21 protein-coding genes are annotated in these 22,251 nt (G+C 64.9%); 13 read left to right on the top strand and 8 right to left on the bottom strand.

Features of this window, described 5'->3' with window-relative positions; translation table 11 throughout:
- Positions 1 to 14: 14 nt before the first annotated feature.
- Positions 15 to 932 (bottom strand): LysR family transcriptional regulator, encoded by a 918-nt coding sequence (locus ABIA40_RS18180; RefSeq protein ID WP_275496617.1) that lies wholly within the window; start codon positions 930 to 932, stop codon positions 15 to 17.
- A 120-nt stretch (positions 933 to 1,052) separates the two neighbouring features.
- On the opposite strand from ABIA40_RS18180, the gene ABIA40_RS18175 reads away from it, so the two are divergent.
- The 6 genes from ABIA40_RS18175 to ABIA40_RS18150 all read left to right on the top strand — a co-directional run bounded on the left by ABIA40_RS18175 (position 1,053) and on the right by ABIA40_RS18150 (position 6,681).
- Positions 1,053 to 1,868: a putative hydro-lyase gene (locus ABIA40_RS18175; protein WP_157281198.1), complete on the top strand. Its 816-nt coding sequence runs from the start codon at positions 1,053 to 1,055 to the stop codon at positions 1,866 to 1,868.
- An 89-nt stretch (positions 1,869 to 1,957) separates the two neighbouring features.
- Entirely contained in the window at positions 1,958 to 3,202 is a 1,245-nt protein-coding gene (locus ABIA40_RS18170) for an ABC transporter substrate-binding protein (protein WP_404542561.1), read from the top strand.
- 201 nt (positions 3,203 to 3,403) lie between these two features.
- The gene (locus tag ABIA40_RS18165; RefSeq protein WP_271545340.1) at positions 3,404 to 4,282 is read left to right on the top strand and encodes a branched-chain amino acid ABC transporter permease; all 879 of its coding nucleotides are present in this window, start codon (positions 3,404 to 3,406) and stop codon (positions 4,280 to 4,282) included.
- Positions 4,282 to 5,265: a branched-chain amino acid ABC transporter permease gene (locus ABIA40_RS18160; RefSeq protein ID WP_271545339.1), complete on the top strand. Its 984-nt coding sequence runs from the start codon at positions 4,282 to 4,284 to the stop codon at positions 5,263 to 5,265. Before ABIA40_RS18165 ends, ABIA40_RS18160 begins: the two co-directional genes overlap by 1 nt.
- Positions 5,262 to 5,993, top strand: a complete 732-nt coding sequence (locus ABIA40_RS18155; RefSeq protein ID WP_271545338.1) for an ABC transporter ATP-binding protein — start codon at positions 5,262 to 5,264, stop codon at positions 5,991 to 5,993. Before ABIA40_RS18160 ends, ABIA40_RS18155 begins: the two co-directional genes overlap by 4 nt.
- Positions 5,977 to 6,681 (top strand): ABC transporter ATP-binding protein, encoded by a 705-nt coding sequence (locus ABIA40_RS18150; protein ID WP_271545337.1) that lies wholly within the window; start codon positions 5,977 to 5,979, stop codon positions 6,679 to 6,681. Before ABIA40_RS18155 ends, ABIA40_RS18150 begins: the two co-directional genes overlap by 17 nt.
- A gap of 181 nt (positions 6,682 to 6,862) precedes the next feature.
- Here the strand turns inward: ABIA40_RS18150 and ABIA40_RS18145 are convergent, their stop codons facing one another.
- Positions 6,863 to 7,549 (bottom strand): aldolase, encoded by a 687-nt coding sequence (locus ABIA40_RS18145; protein ID WP_271545336.1) that lies wholly within the window; start codon positions 7,547 to 7,549, stop codon positions 6,863 to 6,865.
- Here ABIA40_RS18145 and ltnD point away from each other — a divergent pair.
- The 4 genes from ltnD (at position 7,497) to ABIA40_RS18125 (ending at position 12,497) form a co-directional block, all read left to right on the top strand.
- Positions 7,497 to 8,573, top strand: a complete 1,077-nt coding sequence (ltnD, locus tag ABIA40_RS18140; RefSeq protein ID WP_333919949.1) for an L-threonate dehydrogenase — start codon at positions 7,497 to 7,499, stop codon at positions 8,571 to 8,573. The genes ABIA40_RS18145 and ltnD overlap by 53 nt on opposite strands.
- Positions 8,574 to 8,586: 13 nt before the next feature.
- Entirely contained in the window at positions 8,587 to 9,369 is a 783-nt protein-coding gene (gene otnI, locus ABIA40_RS18135) for a 2-oxo-tetronate isomerase (RefSeq protein ID WP_157281212.1), read from the top strand.
- A complete protein-coding gene (otnK, locus tag ABIA40_RS18130) occupies positions 9,366 to 10,637 on the top strand; it encodes a 3-oxo-tetronate kinase (protein ID WP_271545334.1) in 1,272 nt (423 codons plus the stop codon). Before otnI ends, otnK begins: the two co-directional genes overlap by 4 nt.
- A gap of 168 nt (positions 10,638 to 10,805) precedes the next feature.
- On the top strand, positions 10,806 to 12,497 hold the full coding sequence (locus ABIA40_RS18125; RefSeq protein WP_404542555.1) for a methyl-accepting chemotaxis protein: 1,692 nt from the start codon (positions 10,806 to 10,808) through the stop codon (positions 12,495 to 12,497).
- Between the two features lie 140 nt (positions 12,498 to 12,637).
- On the opposite strand, the gene ABIA40_RS18120 is transcribed toward ABIA40_RS18125, so the two are convergent.
- Positions 12,638 to 14,146, bottom strand: a complete 1,509-nt coding sequence (locus ABIA40_RS18120) for an acetyl-CoA acetyltransferase (protein ID WP_404542552.1) — start codon at positions 14,144 to 14,146, stop codon at positions 12,638 to 12,640.
- Between the two features lie 119 nt (positions 14,147 to 14,265).
- Complete coding sequence (locus ABIA40_RS18115) at positions 14,266 to 15,399, bottom strand: nitronate monooxygenase (RefSeq protein ID WP_404542550.1); 1,134 nt, start codon at positions 15,397 to 15,399, stop codon at positions 14,266 to 14,268.
- Between the two features lie 282 nt (positions 15,400 to 15,681).
- Here ABIA40_RS18115 and yghU point away from each other — a divergent pair, with 282 nt between their 5' ends.
- Positions 15,682 to 16,557 (top strand): glutathione-dependent disulfide-bond oxidoreductase, encoded by an 876-nt coding sequence (yghU, locus tag ABIA40_RS18110; protein ID WP_404542547.1) that lies wholly within the window; start codon positions 15,682 to 15,684, stop codon positions 16,555 to 16,557.
- A 135-nt stretch (positions 16,558 to 16,692) separates the two neighbouring features.
- On the opposite strand, the gene ABIA40_RS18105 is transcribed toward yghU, so the two are convergent.
- From ABIA40_RS18105 to ABIA40_RS18090, 4 genes are all read right to left on the bottom strand, one after another.
- Positions 16,693 to 17,307: a flavin reductase family protein gene (locus ABIA40_RS18105; protein WP_275496603.1), complete on the bottom strand. Its 615-nt coding sequence runs from the start codon at positions 17,305 to 17,307 to the stop codon at positions 16,693 to 16,695.
- 168 nt (positions 17,308 to 17,475) lie between these two features.
- Complete coding sequence (locus tag ABIA40_RS18100; protein ID WP_275496602.1) at positions 17,476 to 18,753, bottom strand: acyl-CoA dehydrogenase family protein; 1,278 nt, start codon at positions 18,751 to 18,753, stop codon at positions 17,476 to 17,478.
- A 291-nt stretch (positions 18,754 to 19,044) separates the two neighbouring features.
- Positions 19,045 to 19,425 carry a VOC family protein gene (locus ABIA40_RS18095; protein ID WP_404542544.1) on the bottom strand — a complete coding sequence of 127 codons (381 nt, stop codon included), beginning with the start codon at positions 19,423 to 19,425 and terminating at the stop codon, positions 19,045 to 19,047.
- Positions 19,426 to 19,531: 106 nt separating this feature from the next.
- Positions 19,532 to 20,311, bottom strand: coding sequence for an SDR family NAD(P)-dependent oxidoreductase (locus ABIA40_RS18090; RefSeq protein WP_404542542.1), 780 nt, complete (start codon positions 20,309 to 20,311; stop codon positions 19,532 to 19,534).
- Positions 20,312 to 20,477: 166 nt separating this feature from the next.
- Between ABIA40_RS18090 and ABIA40_RS18085 the strand changes: the two genes are divergently transcribed.
- The gene (locus ABIA40_RS18085; RefSeq protein WP_404542540.1) at positions 20,478 to 21,266 is read left to right on the top strand and encodes an enoyl-CoA hydratase/isomerase; all 789 of its coding nucleotides are present in this window, start codon (positions 20,478 to 20,480) and stop codon (positions 21,264 to 21,266) included.
- Positions 21,263 to 22,249, top strand: a complete 987-nt coding sequence (locus tag ABIA40_RS18080; RefSeq protein ID WP_404542537.1) for a phosphotransferase family protein — start codon at positions 21,263 to 21,265, stop codon at positions 22,247 to 22,249. The genes ABIA40_RS18085 and ABIA40_RS18080 overlap by 4 nt, the downstream gene beginning before the upstream one ends.
- The last annotated feature ends 2 nt before the right edge of the window (positions 22,250 to 22,251 follow it).

Genomic DNA, 22,251 nt, shown 5'->3' with positions numbered 1-22,251 from the left:
GTCCGGCGCCTTTTTCAATGACGCGCCTGTGCGGGCGCGTCAACCGCGAGGCTGCTCTGCGCAATTTGCCGTGCAAGCTCGGCGACGCGCTGCACGGCGACGACATCGGGCGAGGCCAGCCAGCTCGCGGTGAAAGTCAGTGGCGCGATGGAAAGATCGGTGTCGAGCAGCTGCAGGCGTCCGTCGGCAAGCTCGTTCTCGACGATGGCGTCGGGGATCACGGCGATGCCGAGTCCCTCGACCGCCATGTGGATGACGGTCGCCAGCGAAGCGGACGCATGCAGGCGGATCGGCGGCAGCTCCGGCCGGTCGAACACCTCGCGCACGACCTCGTAGGGCTTGGTCTTGCGCGGGAAGGTGATGATCGGAAACCGTGCGAGCTCTGCTGGCGTCACCGGGCCCTTGCCGAGCCCGAGCGACGGACTTGCGAGGAAGCCGATCGGATAATCGGCGAGCACGCGGTTGTGCACGCCGGAGGCGGACAGCGGTCCGACCACGAAGGCGAGCTCGATCTCCTGCGCGAGCAGGCGCGCGGTGAGGTTCGGCGTGATGTCGACCTCGATCTCCAGCGACAGGTTCGGATAGACCTCGTTGACGCTCTTGACGAGCCGCGGCAGCCAGGTGTGCACGATGGTCTCGGCGACGCCGAGCCGCATCACGCCGCGCATCGCGGAAGCATCTCCGATCTCCGCCATCATCGCCGCGCGCAGGCCGATCAGCTTCTCCGCATAGACCATCATCTGCCGGCCGCTCGGGGTCGGGGAGGCGATGCGATGATCGCGGTTCAAGAGCTTCACGCCCATCTCGCGCTCGAGCTGGGCGATGCGCTGGGAGATCGCCGGCTGGGTGGTATTGAGCCGTTGCGCGGCGCCACGGAAGCTGCCGAGCTTCACAACCCAAAGGAACGTCTCGATCGACCTGAAGTCCAGCATTGGAAGGATTTTCCCGATCGATAAATCAGATTTATCGAGATTGATTAGAAACGAAGATTAGACTTTATAGCACGCTTGGTGTTGGCTTGTCTTTGTCGAGTTTATAGGCAGGTCGATCACATGACTGTTTTGGTGGCAGCGCAGCAAACTGAAACACCCGACGCCCTCCCGAGCCGCAAGGCCCGGCTCGCCTACCGCGAGGGGCTGGTCGCCTCCACCGCCGGCGCCGCCCCCGGATATGTCCAGGGCAATCTGGCGATCCTGCCGGCGGAATATGCCGGAGCCTTCCACCGCTTCTGCCAGCTCAATCCCAAGCCGTGCCCGATCATCGGCATGTCCGATGTCGGCAGCCCTTACATCCCCTCGCTCGGCGCCGATCTCGACATCCGCACCGACGTGCCGCGCTACCGCGTCTGGCGCGATGGCGACGTCGTGGACGAGCCGACCGACGTGACGAGCTATTGGCGCGACGACCTCGTCACCTTCGTGCTCGGCTGCTCGTTCTCGTTCGAGGAGGCGCTGCTCGAGGAGGGCATGCCGATCCGCCACATCGAGAAGAACGTGCGCGTGCCGATGTACCGCACCAACATCGCCTGCGGTGTATCAGGTCCGTTCGCCGGCCCGATGGTGGTGTCGATGCGTCCGTTCAAGCCGGCCGATGCGATCCGCGCGGTGCAGATCACCTCGCGCTATCCGGCCGTGCACGGCGCGCCCGTGCATCTCGGCCATCCGCATCTGATCGGCATCAAGGATATCGCCAAGCCCGATTACGGCGATCCGGTGCCGGTCGCCGACGACGAGATCCCGGTGTTCTGGGCCTGTGGGGTGACGCCGCAATCGGTCATCAACGCCGCGAAGCTGCCGTTCGCTATCACGCATTCGCCCGGCCTGATGCTGGTGACCGATCTCAAGAACAGAAACATGGCCGTGATTTAGTGGGCAGCGTCTGCTGCTTCTTCAGGCTTTACCGCATCCACCAATCGCTTCATTCGATCAGCCGAAATTCAGGAACAGGGGACTTTGCCATGACGATCACTCGCCGCGACGTGTTGTTGGGAGCCACCGCCAGTGCCGCTCTCGTGCCGCTGGCAGCGCGCGCACAAACGACGGAAGTTGTGATCGGCGTGATCTATCCGTTCTCCGGCGGCAGCGCGCAGCAGGGCGTCGACGCGCAGAAGGCCTATGAGACCGCGCTCGAAGTCATCAACAAGGACAGCGATTTCGACCTGCCGCTGGCAAAGGGCGAAGGCCTCCCGGGTCTCGGCGGCGCCAAGATCCGCCTCGTGCTCGCCGACCATCAGGCCGATCCGCAGAAGGGCCGCGCCGAGGCCGAGCGCCTGATCACGCAGGAGAAGGTTTGCGCGATCATCGGCACTTACCAGAGCGCGGTGGCCGTCACCGTCAGCCAGATATGCGAACGCTATCAGGTCCCGTTCCTGTCCGCCGACAATTCCTCCCCGAGCCTGCACCGCCGCGGCCTGAAATATTACTTCCGCGCCTCGCCGCACGACGAGATGTACTCGGCCGCGATGTTCGACTTCTTCGATGCGATGAAGAAGAAGGGCACCAAGATCGAGACGCTGTCGCTGTTCCACGAGGACACCATCTTCGGCACCGATTCCGGCAATGCCCAGACCAAGATTGCCGGCGAGCGCGGCTACAAGATCGTCACCGACATCAAGTATCGCGCCAACTCGCCCTCGCTCTCGGCCGAGGTGCAGCAGCTCAAGACCGCCAATGCCGACGTGCTGATGCCGTCGAGCTACACCACTGACGGCATCCTCCTGGTCAAGACTATGGCCGAGCTCGGCTACAAGCCGAATGCGATCGTGGCGCAGGATGCCGGCTTCTCCGAGAAGGCGCTTTACGACGCCGTCGGCGACAAGCTCGAAGGCGTGATCTCGCGCGGCACCTTCTCGCTCGATCTCGCGCAGAAGCGGCCGATGGTCGGCAAGATCAACGAGATGTTCAAGGCGAGGTCCGGCAAGGATTTCAACGACCTCACTTCGCGCCAGTTCATGGGCCTGATCATCCTCGCCGACGCCATCAGCCGCGCCAAGTCGACCGACGGCGAGAAGATCCGCGATGCGCTCGCGGCGACCGACATCCCGGGCGAGAAGACCATCATGCCCTGGAAGCGCGTCAAGTTCGACGAGATGGGCCAGAACAACGACGCCGATCCGGTGCTGCTGCAGTATGTCGGCGGCAAGTTCGTCACCATCTTCCCGCCGCAGGCTGCGATCGCCGAGGCGATCTGGCCGATGAAGTAAAAGCTGCGGAGGGCAGCGGGGCAGGCGGGGTGGGAGCAAACTGCTCCCACCGTCATTGCGAGGAGCCCGCGACAAAATTGCGTAGCAATTTTGCGCTGGCGACGAAGCAATCCAGACTGCTTCCCTGGAAACATTTCTGGATTGCTTCGCTTCGCTCGCAATGACGAAGCCTGTCGTGACGTTTCGAACGGGGGACCAGAGTTGACAGCCCAAGCCATTATCCAGAGTCTCGCGAGCGGCCTTCTGATGGGCCTGCTCTACGGATTGATCGCGGTCGGCCTCGCGCTGATCTTCGGCCTGATGGACGTCACGAACTTCGCCCATGGCGAATTCCTGATGATCGCGATGTATCTGTCCTTCTTCCTGTTCGCCTTCTTCGCGATCGACCCGTTGCTGTCGGCGCCGCTCGTCGCCGCGGCACTCTTCATATTCGGAGCGGTCGTCTATCTGCTCCTTGTCCGCTTCGCCATGCGGGCCAAGGCCAATGCCGGCATGGTGCAGATCTTTACCACTTTTGGCCTTGCCATCGTCATGCGCGGCCTCGCGCAGTACTTCTTCACGCCGGACTATCGCAGCATTCCGCAGTCCTGGCTCGGCGGCAAGACCATCTCGATTGCCGGGATCTTCCTGCCGGAGCCGCAACTGGTCGGCGCGCTGGTCTCGATCGCGGCTTTTGCAGGTCTCTACTTCTTCATCCACAAAACTGATTTCGGCCGCGCAATCGAAGCGACCCGCGAGGATCCCGGTGCAGTCGCCCTCGTCGGCATCGACAAGAACCGCGTGTTCGCCTTCGGCTGGGGCCTCGGTGCCGCGCTGGTCGGCCTCGCCGGCGCGATCATGGCGGTGTTCTTCTACATCTATCCCGACGTCGGCGCCTCCTTTGCGCTGATTGCCTACGTCACGGTGGCGCTCGGCGGCTTCGGCAGCGTGTTCGGCGCCTTCGCCGGTGGCATCATCGTCGGTCTCGTCGAGGCAATCACCGCGCTGGTGCTGCCGCCGTCGCTGAAATCGGTCGGCATCTACTCGGTCTATCTGCTGGTCGTCTTCATCCGGCCGCGCGGCCTGTTCGGATCGATCTGATGGACAAGGATTTTGCAGCGCGGCGCCGCCGCGACCTCATCATCGCCGCAGCGCTCGCTGCCATTGCCGCGCTGACGCCGTTGTTCGTGAAGGACGTCGTCGTCCAGAACATCCTGATCCTGACGCTGATGTATGCGGGATTGTCGCAGAGCTGGAATATCCTGTCCGGCTATTGCGGGCAGATCTCGCTCGGCCACGCGCTGTACTTTGGCCTCGGTGCTTACACCACCGAGCTGCTGTTCACGAAGTTCGGCGTGCTGCCCTGGTTCGGCATGCTGGCGGGCGGGGTGGTGTCGGCGCTGATCGCGATGGGGCTCGGCTATCCCTTCTTCCGCCTGCGCGGCCATTACTTCGTGATCGCAACCATCGTCATCGCCGAAATCGGCTTGCTTCTGTTCCACAACTGGGAATGGGCAGGCGCCGCGATGGGTATCACCATTCCAATCCGCGGCGACAGCTGGCTGAAATTCCAGTTTCTGCGCACCAAGCTGCCCTACTTCTATTTCGCGCTGGCGCTGTGCTGCCTCGCCTGGTTCGTGACATGGTGGCTGGAAAACTCCAAATGGGGATTTTGGTGGCGCGCGGTCAAGGACAACCCGGAGGCGGCCGAGAGCCTCGGTGTCGACGTGTTCAATTCCAAGATGGGTGCGGCCGCGGTTTCCGCCTTCCTTGTCGCCGTGGGCGGCAGCTTCTACGCCCAGTTCGTCTCCTATATCGATCCGGAAAGCGTCATGGGCTTTCAGTTCTCGCTGCTGATGGCGCTGCCGGCCGTGCTCGGCGGCATCGGCACCCTGTGGGGGCCGGTGTTAGGGGCGGCCATCCTGATCCCGCTGACTGAGCTGACGCGCTTCAAGTTCGGCGGCTCGGGGCGGGGTGTCGACCTCATTGTCTACGGCACGCTGATCGTTCTGATCTCGCTGGCCCTGCCGCGCGGCCTGCTGAGCCTGTTTTCACGCCCGAAGAAGACGGGAGCTGCCCGATGAGCGCGCTGCTCGAAACCCGCGGCGTCTGGCAGCGCTTCGGCGGCCTCGTCGCCAACAGCGACGTCTCGATCTCGGTCGGCCGCGGCGAGATCGTCGGCCTGATCGGCCCGAACGGTGCCGGCAAGTCGACGCTGTTCAATCTCATCGCCGGTGTTCTGCCGCCGACGCAAGGCTCGATTCTATTCGACGGCGAGGACGTCACCAAACTGCCGGCGGCCGAACGCTGCCGGCGGGGCATCGGCCGCACCTTTCAGGTCGTGAAGAGCTTCGAGACCATGACTGTCATCGACAACGTCATCGTCGGCGCCCTCGTGCGTACCACCGTGATGCGCGAGGCGCGCCGCAAGGCGCATGAAGTGCTGGAGTTCACCGGCCTTGCCGCGCGCGCCGACGTGCTCGCCAGCGACCTCGTGCCGGCCGAGAAGCGCCGCCTCGAAGTCGCGCGGGCGCTTGCGACCGAGCCGAAGCTGCTGCTGCTCGACGAGGTCCTCACTGGCCTCACGCCGACCGAGGCGCAGACCGGCGTCGCGCTGGTGCGCAAGGTGCGCGATGCCGGCATCACGGTCTTGATGGTCGAGCATGTCATGGAGATCGTGATGCCGCTGGTGGACCGCGCCATCGTGCTCGACCTCGGCAAGGTCCTGGTCGAGGGCAAGCCCGCCGACGTCGTGCGCGATCCCAAGGTGATCAAGGCATATCTGGGAGATCGTCATGTTGTCGGTGCGTGAAGTCACGACCGCCTATCAGGGCCTGGTTGCGATCTCCGCGGTCTCGATCGAGGTCCAGAAGGGCGAGATCGTCTGCGTCGCCGGCGCCAACGGCGCGGGCAAGTCGACGCTGCTGAAGTCGATCGCCGGCGCCGAGCGTCCGCGCTCGGGCAGCGTGACCTTCGACGGCAAGCGCCTCGACGGCATGGCGCAGCATCACATCACGGCCACCGGCATCGCGTATGTGCCGGAAAACCGCCGTTTGTTTCCGCGCCTGTCGGTGCGCGACAACCTTCGCCTCGGCAGCTATCTCTACAGGGGCGAAGCGAACCGCGAAGAGCCGCTCGATCTCGTCTTCAAGCTGTTCCCGCGCCTCCAGGAACGTCTGGAGCAGCGCGCCGAGACGCTCTCCGGCGGCGAGCAGCAGATGCTCGCGATCGGCCGCGCGCTGATGACGCGTCCACGCCTGTTGATGCTGGACGAGCCCTCGCAGGGGATCATGCCGAAACTGGTCGACGAGATCTTCCAGGCCGTGAAGCTCATCCGCGACTCCGGCATGACCGTCCTCATCGTCGAGCAGCGCATGGCCGAATGCCTCGAGATCGCCGACCGCGCCTACATCCTGCAAACGGGCCGCGTGCTGATGCAGGGCTCGTCCGCGGAGATCAAGGGCAATCCGGACGTGAGGAAGGCGTATCTGGGGCTGTAGCCGAATAGTATCGGGCACGCCCGCGCAACATACCCGGTGTCATCGCCCGACTTGATCGGGCGATCCAGTACTCCGAGACGTCAGAGATATGCGGAGAAGCCGCGGCGTACTGGATTCCCCGCTTTCGCGGGGAATGACAGCGGTGGTGAGGCGACGCTCGTCCACCCCTTACCGCAAGTCGCTAATGCTCGTACCCGTGCTCCGGCAACGTCACCCCGAACACCTTCACCAGATCCGTCACCTGCTCCGGAGACAAATACCGCGGGTTCATCCCGCGCAGCAGCAGATACAGCTTCGCCGTCTCCTCCAGCTCTTCCGTCGCGAACACCGCCGCCTCCAGCGTATCGCCGGCGACGACAGGGCCGTGATTGGCGAGCAGCACGGATGAATATTTCCCCGCCAGCCCCTTGATCGCATCTGCGACCGCGGGGTCGCCGGGGCGGTAATAGGGCACGAGCGCGGTGGCGCCGCATTTCATCAAATAATAGGCCGTCATCGGCGGCAGCGCGGCGCGCGGATCGATCTCGGGCAGCATCGAGAGCGCCACCGAATGCGTGGAGTGGAGATGCACGATGGCACGAGCACTGCCGCGCGTGTCGTAAAGCGCCGTGTGCAGCGGAACTTCTTTCGTCGGGGCATCGCCCGAAACCAGCCGGCCCCGGCTATCCAGCCGCGACAGCTTCGCCGGGTCGAGGAAGCCGAGCGAGGCATTGGTCGGGGTCACCAGCCAGCCGCCATCGTCCAGCTTGACGCTGATATTGCCGGAGGAGCCCGGCGTCAGCCCGCGCTCGAACAGGGATCGTCCGAAGCGGCAGATGTCCTCGCGCAGCCGTGTCTCGTTGCTCGTTTCGGTTCTCATGGCCGTCATGCCTGCTTGTCTCACGCTTTGGCAGCGCGGCCAAGCCGTGTTATTCGGTTGCCAAGCTGCCGCAAAGGGCGGCTATTTGGGAAACGTTCGCAAGGGTCAGTTGCATATGTCCGCCTCCACGTCACAAAGTCAGCGTATCGCCGTTGTCGGGCTCGGCTCGATGGGCTTTGGCATGGCGACCTCGCTCAGGCGCGCCGGCCATGCCGTGACCGGCTGCGACGTCTCGGCGGATGCCGTCGCACGTTTCGTGAAGGACGGCGGCACCGGCGCCAAAACGCCGGCCGAGGCGGCCACGAATGCCGACATCGTCGTCAGCGTCGTCGTCAACGCCGGCCAGACCGAGGCGATCCTGTTCGGCAAGGACGGCACCGCCGAGACCATGCCGAAGGACAGCGTGTTCGTCTCCTCGGCGACCATGGACCCGGACGTGGCGCGGCGCCTGGCCAAGCAGCTGGAGGCGACCGGCCGGCACTATCTGGATGCGCCGATCTCCGGCGGGGCGCAGCGCGCCGCGCAAGGTGAATTGACGATCCTTGCTTCCGGCAGCTCCGCGGCTTTTGCGAGGGCGCGGCCGGCGCTCGATGCCATGGCTGCAAAGCTCTACGAGCTCGGCGATGCCGCCGGGCAGGGCGCTGCGTTCAAGATGATCAATCAGCTGCTAGCCGGCGTCCACATCGCCGCCGCCAGCGAAGCCATGGCGTTCGCGGCCAAGCAGGGCCTCGACATCCGCAAGGTCTACGAGGTGATCACGGCCTCCGCCGGCAATTCATGGATGTTCGAGAACCGCATGCCGCATGTGCTCGACGGCGACTACACGCCGCGAAGCGCGGTGGAGATCTTCGTCAAGGACCTCGGCATCATCCAGGACATGGCGCGCAGCGCCCGATTCCCCGTGCCGGTCTCCGCCGCCGCGCTCCAGATGTTCCTGATGACATCGGCCGCCGGCATGGGCCGCGACGACGACGCATCGGTCGCGCGCATGTATGCGCAGGTCACCGGCGTCAAGCTGCCCGGCGACAAGTAACAGAGGATTTCCAATGCCCCGTTTCGCCGCCAATCTCTCGATGATGTTCACCGAGGTGCCGTTCCTCGACCGCTTCGATGCCGCCGCGCAAGCGGGCTTCACCGCGGTGGAATTTCTGTTTCCGTACGAGCATCCCGCCGAGGCGGTCGGCGAGCGGCTCAAGCGCAACGGCCTGACCCAGGCGCTGTTCAACCTGCCGCCGGGCGACTGGAACGCCGGCGAGAAGGGCTTTGCCGCGCTGCCATCGCGCTTTTCCGATCTCAAGGCGAGCCTGGAGACGGCGCTGCCTTATGCCAAGGCGACCGGCGTCAAGCGCCTGCACCTGATGGCCGGCATCGCCAACCGCGGCGAGCGCGCCGCGATCGAGGCCTTCTACAAATCTGTGGCCTGGGCTGCCGAGTTCTTTGCGCCGCACGGCATCGATATCGTGATCGAACCGATCAACGCGCGCAACGTGCCCGGCTACTTCCTCAATGATTTCGGCTTCGCGCGGGATCTGATCCAGGAGCTGAGGCTTGCGAACCTGAAGCTCCAGTTCGACATCTATCACTGCCAGATCATCCATGGCGACGTCACCATGCGGCTGCGCGAGATGATGCCGATCATCGGCCACATCCAGATCGCCAGCATTCCCTCGCGCAACGAGCCCGATGGCGAGGAGCTGAACTATCCGTTCCTGTTCGAAGAGCTCGATCGGCTCGGCTATGCCGGCTTCGTCGGCTGCGAATACAATCCCCGCGGCAAGACCACCGATGGGCTTGCCTGGTTCAAGCCCTATGCGGGAGTGAAGCCGTGACCCCAGCGTTAGGCTGCATCGCCGACGACTACACCGGAGCCTCCGATCTCGCCAACACGCTGACGCGCGCCGGCCTGCGCACCGTCCAGACCATCGGCATCCCTGCCGACGATCTGGCGCTGCCCGAGGTCGATGCCGTCGTGGTGTCGTTGAAGAGCCGCTCGATCGAGGCCGGCCTTGCCGTGTCGCGCTCGCGCGCGGCGGACAAATGGCTGCGCGGCCGCGGCGCGGGCCACGTGCTGTTCAAGATCTGCTCGACCTTCGATTCCACCGACGCCGGCAATATCGGCCCGGTCATGGATGCGCTGCGCGCCGATTGCGGCGAGGGAGCCGTGCTGGTGACGCCAGCCTTTCCGGAGACCGGGCGCACCGTCTTTCAGGGCAATCTGTTCGTCGGCGCCGTGCCGCTCAGCGAGAGCCCGCTGAAGGACCATCCACTCAACCCGATGCATGATTCCAACTTGGTGCGCGTGCTGGCGCGCCAGAGCAGCACGCAGATCGGCCTCGTCGATCTCGCCACCGTCGCGCGCGGCGCGGAGGCCGTGCGGGCACGGCTGGCCGAGCTCGCCGCCAGGGGCATCGGTGCTGCGATCATCGACGCCGTGTTCGACCGCGACCTCGAGACCATCGGGCTCGTGGCCGCCGAACATCTTCTGTCGGTCGGCGCGTCCGGCATGGGCCTGGGACTTGCGCGCGCGCTGGTGTCGACGGGCAAGGTGAAGCCGGCACTGAGCAGCGAAACCGGCGCGGCCGTCGGCGGCCTGGCGGCATGCCTTGCCGGCAGCTGCTCGCAGGCGACGCTTCAGCAGATCGCGTATGCCGCGGGTGTCATGCCGGTGTTACATCTCGATCCGGAGCGTATCATTACGGGGGCGGGCGAAGCCGAGCGTGCGCTGGACTGGGCAAGGCCGCGACTGGCCGAAGGTCCGGTGCTGATCGCATCGAGCTCGACGCCCGATCAGGTCGCCGCGCTGCAGGCGCGCCACGGTCGCGACGCCGCCGGTCATGCGATCGAGCAGGCCATGGCCGATATTGCAGAAAACCTTGTAAAATCAGGCGTGCGGCGACTGATCGTTGCCGGTGGCGAGACATCCGGCGCCGTTGTCGATCGGTTGAAGATTCCCGGATTTCTCGTAGGAGTAGAGATCGCGGCTGGCGTTCCGGTGCTGCGCGCGGTCGGCGCCGAAAGCGACATGCTGCTCGCTCTGAAGTCGGGAAATTTCGGCGGCGGAGAGTTCTTCTCCGATGCGCTTAGGCTCATGCGCTGAGCGCAGGACGTTTTTAGCTGCCTGTTCATTTCTTTCAGGCTCCGTACTCGCACGGAGTCGCAGTTGCCATCCGCGCAGATGCTCTGGCGTTGGATGCCGGCGCTGCTCCCCTTTGGTTGATTTTTAGAGCTTTGACGCGCGCTCGCGCCAGCACAACGAGACCCGATTATGTTTGCCAAGCTTTCCATCCGCGCCAAGATCATCAGTGTCGTGGCGTTCCTGCTGGTCGCGATGACCGGCATGGGCCTGCTCGCCGTCATGAAGATGCGGACGATGAATGCCAACACCGTCGACATCACCACCAACTGGATGCCGAGCGTCAGGGTGATCGGCGACCTGCGCGCCGCAGTCATCACCTATCGGAACGTGGTGCGCCAGCACATGCTGGCCGAAGCTCTGGACGACAAGCTCGCGGTGGAGAAGACCGCTGCTACGGTGACCGAGGCGCTCGCCAAGACGCGCAGCAGGTACGAGCCCATGATCAGCTCCCCGGAAGAGCGGGCGCTCTACGGCCAGTGGTCCAAGCTCTGGGATGAGTACAAGAAGGGCACCGAGGAGGTGATGGCCTTGTCACGCAAGGAGGCCGGCAAGTTCCCGCGCGAGGCGCAGGAGCTCAACTCCAAGACGGTCAACAAGATCGGCCTTCAGGCAGACGAAGTCCTCAACAAGGACATCGAGCTCAACACCAAGGGCGGCGAACAGGCGGCTCATGATGCCGCCGACAGCTACGCCTATGCCTTCATGCTGGTTTCGGTCATTCTCGGCGCCGCCGTCCTGATCGGCATTGCTCTCAGCTTCTATCTCGTCCGCGACGTCTCGAACGGCATTAATTCCATCACCCAGCCGATGCAGGCGCTGGGCAACGGCGACCTTTCCGCCGAGGTCCCGCATCGCGGCGAGAAAACCGAGATCGGCGCCATGGCCGACGTGCTCCAGATCTTCAAGGAGGCGTTGATCGCCAAGAAGGCCGCCGACGAAGCCGCCGCGGCCGACGCCGAAGCCAAGATCGAGCGCGGCCGCCGCGTCGATAACATCACCCGCGAATTCGAAACGATGATCGGCGAGATCGTCCAGACCGTGTCATCGGCTTCGACCCAGTTAGAGGCCTCCGCATCGACCCTGACGGCGACCGCCGAGCGGTCCCAGAAGCTCGCGACCACGGTGGCCGGCGCCTCGGAGGAAGCCTCCACCAACGTGCAATCGGTGGCCTCGGCGACCGAAGAGATGGCCTCGTCGGTCGGCGAGATCAGCCGCCAGGTGCAGGAATCGGCGCGGATGGCGGGCGATGCCGTAGGCCAGGCGCGCGCCACCACCGAGCGCGTCAGCGAACTATCCAAGGCCGCCGCGCGCATCGGCGATGTCGTCGAGCTGATCAACACCATTGCCGGCCAGACCAACCTGCTGGCGCTGAATGCCACCATCGAGGCGGCGCGCGCGGGCGAAGCCGGCCGCGGCTTCGCCGTCGTCGCTTCCGAGGTGAAGGCGCTCGCGGAGCAGACTGCGAAGGCGACCGGTGAGATCGGCCAGCAGATCTCCGGCATCCAGGCCGCGACCAATGATTCGGTCGGCGCGATCAAGGAGATCTCCTCGACCATCGAGCGCCTGTCGGAGATCTCGTCGGCCATCGCGGCTGCGGTGGAAGAGCAGGGCGCGGCGACGCAGGAGATCGCCCGCAACGTTCAGCAGGCGGCGCATGGCACCCAGCAGGTGTCGTCCAACATCACCGACGTGCAGCGCGGCGCGACCGAGACTGGCACGGCCTCCTCGCAGGTGCTGTCGGCGGCGCAGATGCTGTCGAACGATTCCGGCCGGCTGAAGAGTGAGGTCAGCAAGTTCCTGACCAACGTGCGCGCCGCCTGACTCTCTATCGCGTCGGAAAAATAGGCGCCGAAGGGCTGAGATCTCGTAGGGTGGGCAAAGGCGCTCTTGCGCCGTGCCCACCATTCTTTCCGGATCACACGAAGGTCGTGGGCACGCTTCGCTCTGCCCACCCTACGAGATCACGCCACCCGCCACTCCGGCACGCCATCTTCTGCCATGGCGATTTCGCCGAGCGAGCCGACCGGGGTGCGATCCATGGCGAGCAGATGCGCCAGCGTCGCGCCATCGCTGGCCGGGATCCGCGCCAGCGTGCGGCGATCGTCCTCTGTCCGCAGCATCACGACGCCATGCTCGATATTGCCGCCGCGACCGTAAAGCACGGTGAAGCTCTCGACCTTGCCCTTGCCAGTGGCCTCCGCGACGAACTCCGGCACCGCGCGCTTGTTGCGGTCCGCATCGGCCTGCACGCTCGTTTCCTGCACCAGCGCCTCGCGCGGCGCCGTCTTCGACACTACCAGCGCGTGGTGCTTGGTGACGAAGCCGCCCTGGCCGTAGAGCAGGCCGCGCCTGGCGCCGTCGCGCAAACGGCGCACCATCGCGCAGGCCGCGTGCGTCATGTAGGTGTTGAGCGGCGCGCCGAAAAAGGTGAGGCCGCCGGTCACGGTCGGCTGCACGTCGGCACCTAAGCCCAGCGTCCGCCGCGCCATTTTGGGCACGCAGGGGAAGCAACTGTAGAGCTCGATCGCGTCGAACTTGTTGCCGTCGCCGCCGGCGAGGTCCATCGCCGCTTTCAGCACGGCGTTCTGCGGGTGGCTCTCGTAAAACTGGTCGCGCAGCAGATAGTCGCGCGGCTCTTCCGCGGAGGCGCCGCCGAGCGGGTAGACCAGTTTGTCTTCGGCGATCCCGGCCGCGCGTGCCTTGGCGAGACTGGTGAGCAGCAGCGCGCCGCCCATGTTGACGCTGGGATTGGCCACCATCAGCTTGTTGTAGGGCCAGGCGATCAGGCGGTTGTCCGCGGTCGGCGTCGTGATCTCCTCCGGCGCATAACGCCGCTTCAGCCAGGCATTTGGATTCTGCGCGGCGGCGTCCGAGTAGCGCGACCACAGCGTGCCTGATTCCACCATGGCCTCGCGCGGCGTCTGCCCCCAATGCGCCGAGGAGGCCGCCTCATAGAACGGATAGACGGTCACGGGCCGAAACACGCCGAGCTTCACCGCTAAGGGCTTCTGGAACGCCGCGCCGCGCTTCGGTTCCTCGACGTCATGGGCGAACGGCGTCCACGGGAGCTTGACGCCGGTGCGCTCCGCCTTGGTCGCGGTCGATTGCGCCTCGGCGCCGCAGATCGCCGCCACGCTGCACTCGCCGCGCGCGATGCGCTTGGCCGCCTCGTGGATGTAGCGGATCGGGCTCTCGCCGCCGACTGGGCCGTAATAGCAATGCGCGGGCGAGATGCCGAGGCGTTGCGCCAGGAGCTGCTCCGGATCGCGATAGCGCCAGCTCAGGAAATTGACGACGTCGAGCGATTGCACCTCGCCGAGCAGTTTTGCACCGGCGTCTTGTTCGGCGCGCCGCAGCGCCTGTTCGAGCAGGTCGAGCGGTTCGAGACCCGCCGCGATCTCCTTCGGGCGATCGATGATCTCGCCGATGCCGACGATGACGGGGATGCGGTCTTCGGGGATATTGGTCATTTCTTCTTGCTTCAATTCACGATGTCAGTTGTTCGTCATTGCGAGCGCAGCGAAGCAATCCAGAATCTTTCCGCGGCGGCAGTCTGGATTGCTTCGCTGCGCTCGCAATGACGAATGGACTACTCTGCCACCAGCGCATTCATGTGCTCGACGGCTTCGGCAAAATCCTGCTTGAACTCCTGTACCACGGCGCCCGCTGATTTCACGCTGTCGATCAGGCCGACGCCCTGGCCGACGAAATAGCTGACGAGATCGCGCGCCCTCGCGTTGCCGCTTGCGGCGGCTCGATCGATCGAATGGAACGCGTCGCGGCTGATGATGCTTTGCAGCGGCATTGGCAGCGCGCCCGGGCTATCAGGCGCACGGTCCCAGGCATCGGTCCAGACCGAGCGCAGCTGCCGCGCCGGCTTGCCGGTGCGGCCCTTGGAGCGGACGGCATCACGCGAGGACGCCGCGATCATCTTCTCGCGAAAGATCTCGCTCGTCTCGGACTCGACGGTCGCAAGCCACACCGAGCCGGTCCAGGCGCCCGCCGCGCCCATCGCCATGCAGGCCGCCATCTGCCGTCCCGTCATGATGCCGCCGGCCGCTAGCACCGGCACGTCGCGGATCGGCTTGATCGCCTTGATCACCTCCGGCACCAGCACCATGGTCGAGACCTCGCCGCAATGGCCGCCGGCCTCGGTGCCCTGCACCACGAGGATGTCGACGCCGGCCGCGACCTGGCGCAGCGCGTGCTCCTTGGCGCCGACCAGCGCTGCGACCGGCACGCCATGCTTCTTGCCCATCTCGATCATCGCCTTCGGCGGCACGCCCAGCGCATTGGCGATCAGGCGGATCGGATGATTGAAGGAGACCTCGAGCAGTTGAAGCGCGGTCTTGCCGTCGAATGGCTGCGGCTGGTTGTCCGCGACCTCGGTGGTGGTCAGCTCGATGTCGTACTTCTTCAGGAGATCGCGCGTGTAGTTGCGGTGCTCCTGCGGCACGCGCGCCTCCAGGCTCTTCCAGGTGACGTCCTTCTCGCCCGCGGTCGAGATGTTTTCCGGAATCAGCACGTCGATGCCATAGGGCTTGCCGTCGACATGATCGTCGATCCACTTCAGCTCACGCTCGAGCGTATCCGGCGTATGCACCGTCGCGCCCAGCACGCCGAAGCCGCCGGCGCGGCTGACGGCGGCGACGACGTCACGGCAATGGCTGAAGGCGAGCAGCGGGAATTCGATCCCCAGCATGTCGCAGATCGGCGATTTCATGGCTCTCTCCTGGAGGCAGGCTTCGCATTCTCGTTGCTTTCGCTGGCAAAGCAAAGTGACGCGAGCGGATCGATGACATGCCGGATCCGGCGGTGCATCTTGTGTATAGACGTTGCGCTCTATCCGGGGGCCGCAGCCCTGCGGGCGCCCCGGAATGACGGAGGGGAGGGGCTGCTATGACAAAACGCAGAGTTGTCCCATCCGGCAATGCATTGCGGCGCCCTTGTCATCGGCCGTTTGCGGGCTAATTAATGCAGACGCATCCTTTTTCCCGGAGCCCGCATGACCGACGCCCCCGCCTACGTGCCGCCCAAAGTCTGGACCTGGAACAAGGAGAACGGCGGGCAATTCGCCAACATCAACCGACCCATTGCCGGCCCCACCCACGACAAGGAGCTGCCGGTCGGCAAGCATCCGCTTCAGCTCTACTCGCTGGCGACGCCGAACGGGGTCAAGGTCACCGTGATGCTGGAGGAGCTCCTGGCGCTCGGCCACAAGGGCGCCGAATACGACGCCTGGCTGATCAGGATCGGCAATGGCGACCAGTTCGGCAGCGGCTTCGTCGAGATCAATCCGAATTCCAAGATCCCGGCGCTGATGGACCGCTCCGGCCCAGAGCCGATCCGGGTGTTCGAGTCCGGCTCGATCCTGTTCTACCTCGCCGAGAAGTTCGGTGCCTTCCTGCCGAAGGACGTCAAGGCCCGCACCGAGGCGATGTCCTGGCTATTCTGGCAAATGGGCAGCGCGCCCTATCTCGGCGGCGGCTTCGGCCATTTCTACGCCTATGCGCCGACCAAGATCGAATATGCCATCGACCGGTTCGCGATGGAGACCAAGCGCCAGCTCGACGTGCTCGACCGGCGTCTCGCCGACAACGAGTATCTGGCGGGCAAGGACTACACCATCGCTGACATGGCGGTGTGGCCCTGGTATGGCGCACTCGCCAAGGGGCTGGTCTATGGCGCCGGCGAATTTCTGTCGGTGCAGGACTACAAGAACGTGCAGCGCTGGACCGACCAGATCGCGCAGCGCCCCGCCGTGAAGCGCGGCCGCATGGTCAACCGCGTCTCCGGCGATCCCGCCAGCCAGCTCCACGAGCGCCACGACGCGAGCGACTTCGAGACCAAGACCCAGGACAAGCTCGTGCCCGCGACGTAGCTGACGGGTTCATCACCTCAGGTCCCTCGCAGTCTCGCGCGTGGAGAAAGGCATTTCACCCCAACCCTCTCAGCGCGAGCCAAGCTCGTCGCGGCCCCGTAAGAATGGGGCGAAGGAGCGCACCGTTGCTGCGGCCTATTTCTTCATGCCCTCCGCCGCCGGAAACACCACGCGGTCATCGGTGCGGCAGTAACGGTCGGCGAACATGCGGCCGATCGGGTGATAGCGGTCCATGTGCACCCGCATCGCCTTGTCGTCCCAGAGCTCGTCGCGGATGTGGAAGTGGAGGCCTTCGCCCATGATCAGCCGGCGATCGTCGTTGACGTCGATCAGCTTCCAGAGCTTGCACTCCATCGCCCAGGGCGTGTCAGCTAGCCGTGGCACCGCGATCTTCGTCGAGGGCGCAAGCTTCAGCCCGAGATAATCGGGCTCGCTGATCTCAGGCGGAAAATCGCCGCTGCTCTCGTGCATCGCCCGCGCCAGCGGCTCGTCCGTGAGGTTGACCACGAATTCACCGGTGCGCTGGATGTTGAGAAACGTGTCCTTGTCCTCGCCGTTCGGCTTGCGGTTGGCCGCGAACATGCAGAGCGGCGGATCCTCGCAGAAGGCGTTGAAGAAGCTGAACGGGGCGGCGTTGACCACGCCGGTCGGCCCGAGCGTGGTCACCCACGCGATCGGCCGCGGCAGAATGAAGGACGTCAGCACCTTGTAGCGCTCGCGTGGCGTCAGCTCACTGGCGGCGTAGTCCATTGGGGCTCCTCGGCTTTCTTCGCCTCTCCCCGCCTGCGGGAAGAGGCCGATGCGCGGAATGCGCGGCGGGTGAGGGGGCTCTCCGCGAGTCCGACTGTCACCGTCCTCGCGGAGAATCCCCCTCACCCTCTCCCCGCAAGCGGGGAGAGGGAAAAGAGATAAGGCGCCTTACGCCATGCTCAGCTCGTGGCGGCCCACCACCATCCAGTGCACCTCGTCCGGACCGTCGGCGAAGCGCAGGTGCCGCACGTCCTGATACATCTCGGCGAGCGGGGTCCAATGCGAGATGCCGGTGGCGCCGTGCATCTGGATGGCCTGGTCGATGATCTTGCAGGCGCGCTCGGGCACCATGGCCTTGACCATGGAGACCCAGACGCGGGCCTCCTTGTTGCCGAGCACGTCCATTGCCTTGGCGGCCTTTAATACCATCAGCCGCATCGCCTCGATCTCGCAGCGGGCCTGGGCGATGATCTGCATGTTGCCGCCGAGATGGGCGATCTTCTTGCCGAAGGCTTCGCGGGTGAGGCCACGCTGCACCATCAGGTCGAGTGCCTTCTCGGCCTTGCCGATGGTGCGCATGCAATGATGGATGCGGCCCGGGCCGAGGCGGAGCTGCGAGATCTCGAAGCCACGGCCTTCGCCGAGCAGGATGTTCTCCTTCGGCACGCGCACATTGTTGAAGCGCATGTGCATGTGGCCGCGCGGGGCGTGGTCCTGGCCGAACACGTACATGGGACCGAGCACCTCGACGCCGGGCGTGTCGCGCGGCACCAGGATCTGCGACTGCTGCTTGCTCGGCGGCGCGTCCGGGTTGGTCTTCACCATCACGATGAGGATCTTGCAGCGGGGATCGCCGAGACCCGAGATGTAGTACTTCTCGCCATTGATCACCCATTCGTCGCCGACCAGCTTTGCGGTGGTCGAGATGTTCTTGGCGTCGGAGGAGGCGACGTTCGGCTCGGTCATGACATAGGCCGAACGTATCTCGCCGTTGAGCAGCGGCTTCAGCCATTTCTCCTTCTGCTCCTTGGTGCCGACCCGTTCCAGCACTTCCATGTTGCCGGTGTCGGGCGCCGAGCAGTTCATGGTCTCCGAGGCCAGCGGGCTCTTGCCGAGCTCGGCGGCGATATAGGCGTAGTCGAGATTCTTCAGGCCCTGGCCGGTCTCGTCATCGGGCAGGAAGAAGTTCCAGAGGCCTTCCTGCTTAGCCTTGTTCTTGGCCTTCTCCAGCACCTCGAGCTGCTTCGGCGTAAAACTCCAGCGATCTTCTTTGCCTTCGCCGGCCTTGGCGAACTCGACCGACATCGGCTCGACGGTATCGCGGATGAACTTCTTGACGTGATCGTAAAGCGGCCGGACTTGGTCCGACATTCGCAAGTCGTTGAGCTCGTCGCCGGGATTGAGCGTGTAGTTGGTGGTGCGGGGAATGTAGGTGTGTTTTGTCATTGGTCCTCCCGGGGGTCACTGAGATCGCATTGGGGGCGAGAATAGTCGCAGCGACGCCAAAGCGCGAGCGCGCATTTACCGCGCGGAGCCATGCCACCTGATGGAATATCGCGAGGGCGTTTGAAATGTTGTTTGAATGGGGCGACGCGCAAGTGGGCTCTAAGCGCCGTCCGATCCCCAGGAGTCCGTCATTGCGAGCGCAGCGAAGCAATCCAGAATCTTAACCGCCGCGGCAGCCTGGATTGCTTCGTCGCAAGAGCTCCTCGCAATGACGGGAGAGACCGGTCGACCTCAGGCAGGCATCCGGTGCATCGCGCAGATCTTGTTGCCGTCGAGATCGCGCAGGTAAGCCAGATACAGCTTGCCGCCTGGGCCCTGACGCACCCCGGGCGGATCCTCGATCGATTTTGCGCCGGCTGCAACGCCCGCTGCGTGCCACGCATCGACCTGTTCCGGCGAATTGGCGGCAAAGCCGATCGTGCCGCCGTTGGCGCAAGTCGCCGGTTCGCCGTTGATAGGCTTCGATACCGAAAACACGCCGGTCTTGGTGATGTAGAAGATGCGGTGGCCGTCGACCCTGGCCGGCCGCACCTCGAGCGTGCCGAGCAGTTGGTCGTAGAACGCCTTGGCCTTGTCCAGGTCGTTGGTACCGATCATGACGTGTGAAAACATTTGCCCGTTCCCTCAGTGTTGTAGCCCGGATGGAGCAGAGCGAAATCCGGGTCTTGCTTGCTTTTGGCCGTCCCGGACTCGCTGCGCTCCATCCGGGCTACGAGAATCAAAACGCGGTATAGCCGCCGTCGATCACGAACGTATCCGCGGTGTGATACGACGACGCCTTGCTCATCAGATACACCGCGATGCCGCCGAAATCGGAGGCTTCGCCGAAGCGCCGCATCGGAATCCGCGGCATCACGTTGGCTACGAACTTGTCGTTCGCCATGAGCCCTGCGGTCATGTCGCTCTTGATCCAGCCCGGCAAGATCGCATTCGCGGTGACGCCGTGACGCGCCAGCTCGACGCCGAGGGCGCGCACCAGCGCGTTGATGGCGGCCTTGGTCGCGGCATAATGCTCGTTGCGCGCCGTGCCGAAGATCGAGGCGAGGCTCGAGGTCGCGACCAGCCGGCCAAAGGGATCGCCGGCATTGGCGCGATCCGTCATGTGCTTGGCGGCGGCCTGGAACGCGTGGAACACGCCGTCGAGATTGGTCGCGAACATCGTGCGCCATTCCTCCTCGGTGCGCTCGATGAAGGCGCGCCGGCCACCGCCGCCGATGCCCGCATTGGCGAAGCAGCCATCGACCCGGCCGAAGGTGTCGAGCGTCGCCTTCATCGCTGAATCGACCGAGGCCGGATCGGTGACGTCGCAGACGCGGCTGTCGACCTTGCCGGACAGGCCCGCCATGCTCGCGGCGGCGGCCTTGTTCTTGTCAGCATTGCGGCCCCAGATCGAGACGTTGCAGCCCTGGCCCGCGAGCGCCTGCGCGATGCCGAGCCCGATGCCGCCATTGCCACCGGTGATCACGGCGACGCGGCCGGAAAGGTCGAAGAGGTTCATGGCGCGTTTCCTGTTTTTAGACTGCGGCGCATCAGCCGCTGCGCACAAGATTGCTTGCTATGCTCCGATCACCATGGACAAGACCGCGCCAAAAATCAAATATGCGCCCCGGCAAAACGAATTCCGGCCTGCGAAACTGACGCGGGCCGCAACCGATGAGGAAACCATGCAGTTCAAACACGTCACGCTCGATTTCGATGGCTCGGTCGCGATCCTCAAGCTCGACCATCAGGAGGTGATGAACGCGGTCTCCGTCGACATGCTGGGCGGTCTTTCCGAGGCGCTCGATGCGATCGAGGAGAAGAAGGACGCGGTGCGCTGCGTGGTGCTGACCGGTGCGGGGCGGGCGTTCTGCACGGGCGCCAATCTGCAAGGCCGCAACAACCAGGCGAAGAAGACCAAGGCCGGCCTGACGCTGGAGACCGGCTTTCATCCCTTCCTGCGCCGCATCCGCAACCTGCATTGCCCCATCGTCACCGCGGTCAATGGCCCGGCCGCCGGCGCCGGCATGAGCTTCGCGCTGCTCGGCGACATGATCCTATGCGCGCGCTCGTCCTATTTCCTGCAGGCCTTCCGCCGCATCGGCCTCGTGCCGGATTGCGGCTCGACCTGGCTGTTGCCGCGCCTTGTCGGACGCGCGCGCTCGATCGAATTGTCGCTGATGGGCGAGCGGCTGCCGGCCGAGAAGGCGCTGGAATGGGGCCTTGTCAACCGCGTCTATGATGACGGCGTCTTGATGGAGGAAGCGATGAAGCTGGCGCGCGATCTCGCCAGTGGGCCGACGGTGGCGCTGTCGCTGATCCGCAAGCTCTATTGGGACAGCCCGGAAAATTCCTTCGAGGATCAGCTCAATCTCGAATTCCAGTGCCAGCTCCGCGCCGGCGACACCGCGGATTTCCGCGAGGGCGTCGGAGCGTTCCTCGAGAAGCGGCCCGCGCAGTTCAAGGGCAAATGATCGAGGCGGCGCTTTCACGCAGCGTCCGGCGCTGGTGCGAAGGGGCGACCGGCGCGACCTCTGCGGCAAAGCTCTCCGGCGGCGCCAGCCAGGAAACCTGGCGCTTCGACATCACCCATCCCGACGGGCCGATCGGCGCGATCTTGCGCCGCTCGCCAAAGGGCTATGGCGCCGCGCCGACCCGTGCGGCCGGTCTTGGCGCGGAAGCGCAGCTGATGCAACTCGCCTATGAGGCCGGCGTGCCGTCGCCGCGCGTCCTGCATGTGCTAGTGCCGGAGGACGATCTCGGCACCGGCTTCATCATGCAGCGGGTCGAGGGCGAGACCATCGCGCGCAAGATTCTTCGTGATGAGGAGTTTGCTGCGGCGCGACCCATTCTGGCGCGGCAGATCGGCGGCATTCTCGCAGGTCTGCATCGGCTGCCGCAGGACAAATTGCCTGCGTTGCGCAGCAGGGGCGCGAGCCAGGAGATCGCCGAGTTCGAGCGCGACTATCGCAGCCTGAACTGGCCCAAGCCCGTGTTCGAGCTGGCGCTGCGCTGGCTGCGCGATCACGATCCCGGCCCGGCGGCCGAGACCACGCTGGTGCACGGCGATTTCCGCAACGGCAATCTCATCATCGGCGCCGACGGCGTTCGCGCGGTACTGGACTGGGAGCTCGCCCATCTCGGCGATCCCATGGAGGACCTTGGCTGGGTCTGCGTCAATTCCTGGCGTTTCGGCGAGATCGACAAGCCCGTCGGCGGTTTTGGCACGCGCGAGGAGCTGTTCGCCGGCTATGAGGCGGCAGGCCGCAAGGTCGATCCGGACCGCGTCAAGTTCTGGGAGGTGATGGGCACGCTGCGCTGGGGCATCATGTGCGGCGGCATGATGCAGCGCTTTCGCGAGGGACCCGACCATTCCATGGAGCGCGCCATGATCGGCCGCCGCGCCAGCGAGACCGAGATCGATCTGTTGCGGCTTTTGGCGCCGCGCGGGAGCTGACA

Source organism: Bradyrhizobium sp. USDA 223, from assembly GCF_044909005.1.
In the GTDB taxonomy this organism is placed as follows: domain Bacteria; phylum Pseudomonadota; class Alphaproteobacteria; order Rhizobiales; family Xanthobacteraceae; genus Bradyrhizobium; species Bradyrhizobium yuanmingense.
Note: the sequence above shows the minus strand (reverse complement) of the source record. Positions and strands in the feature narration are given on the sequence as shown.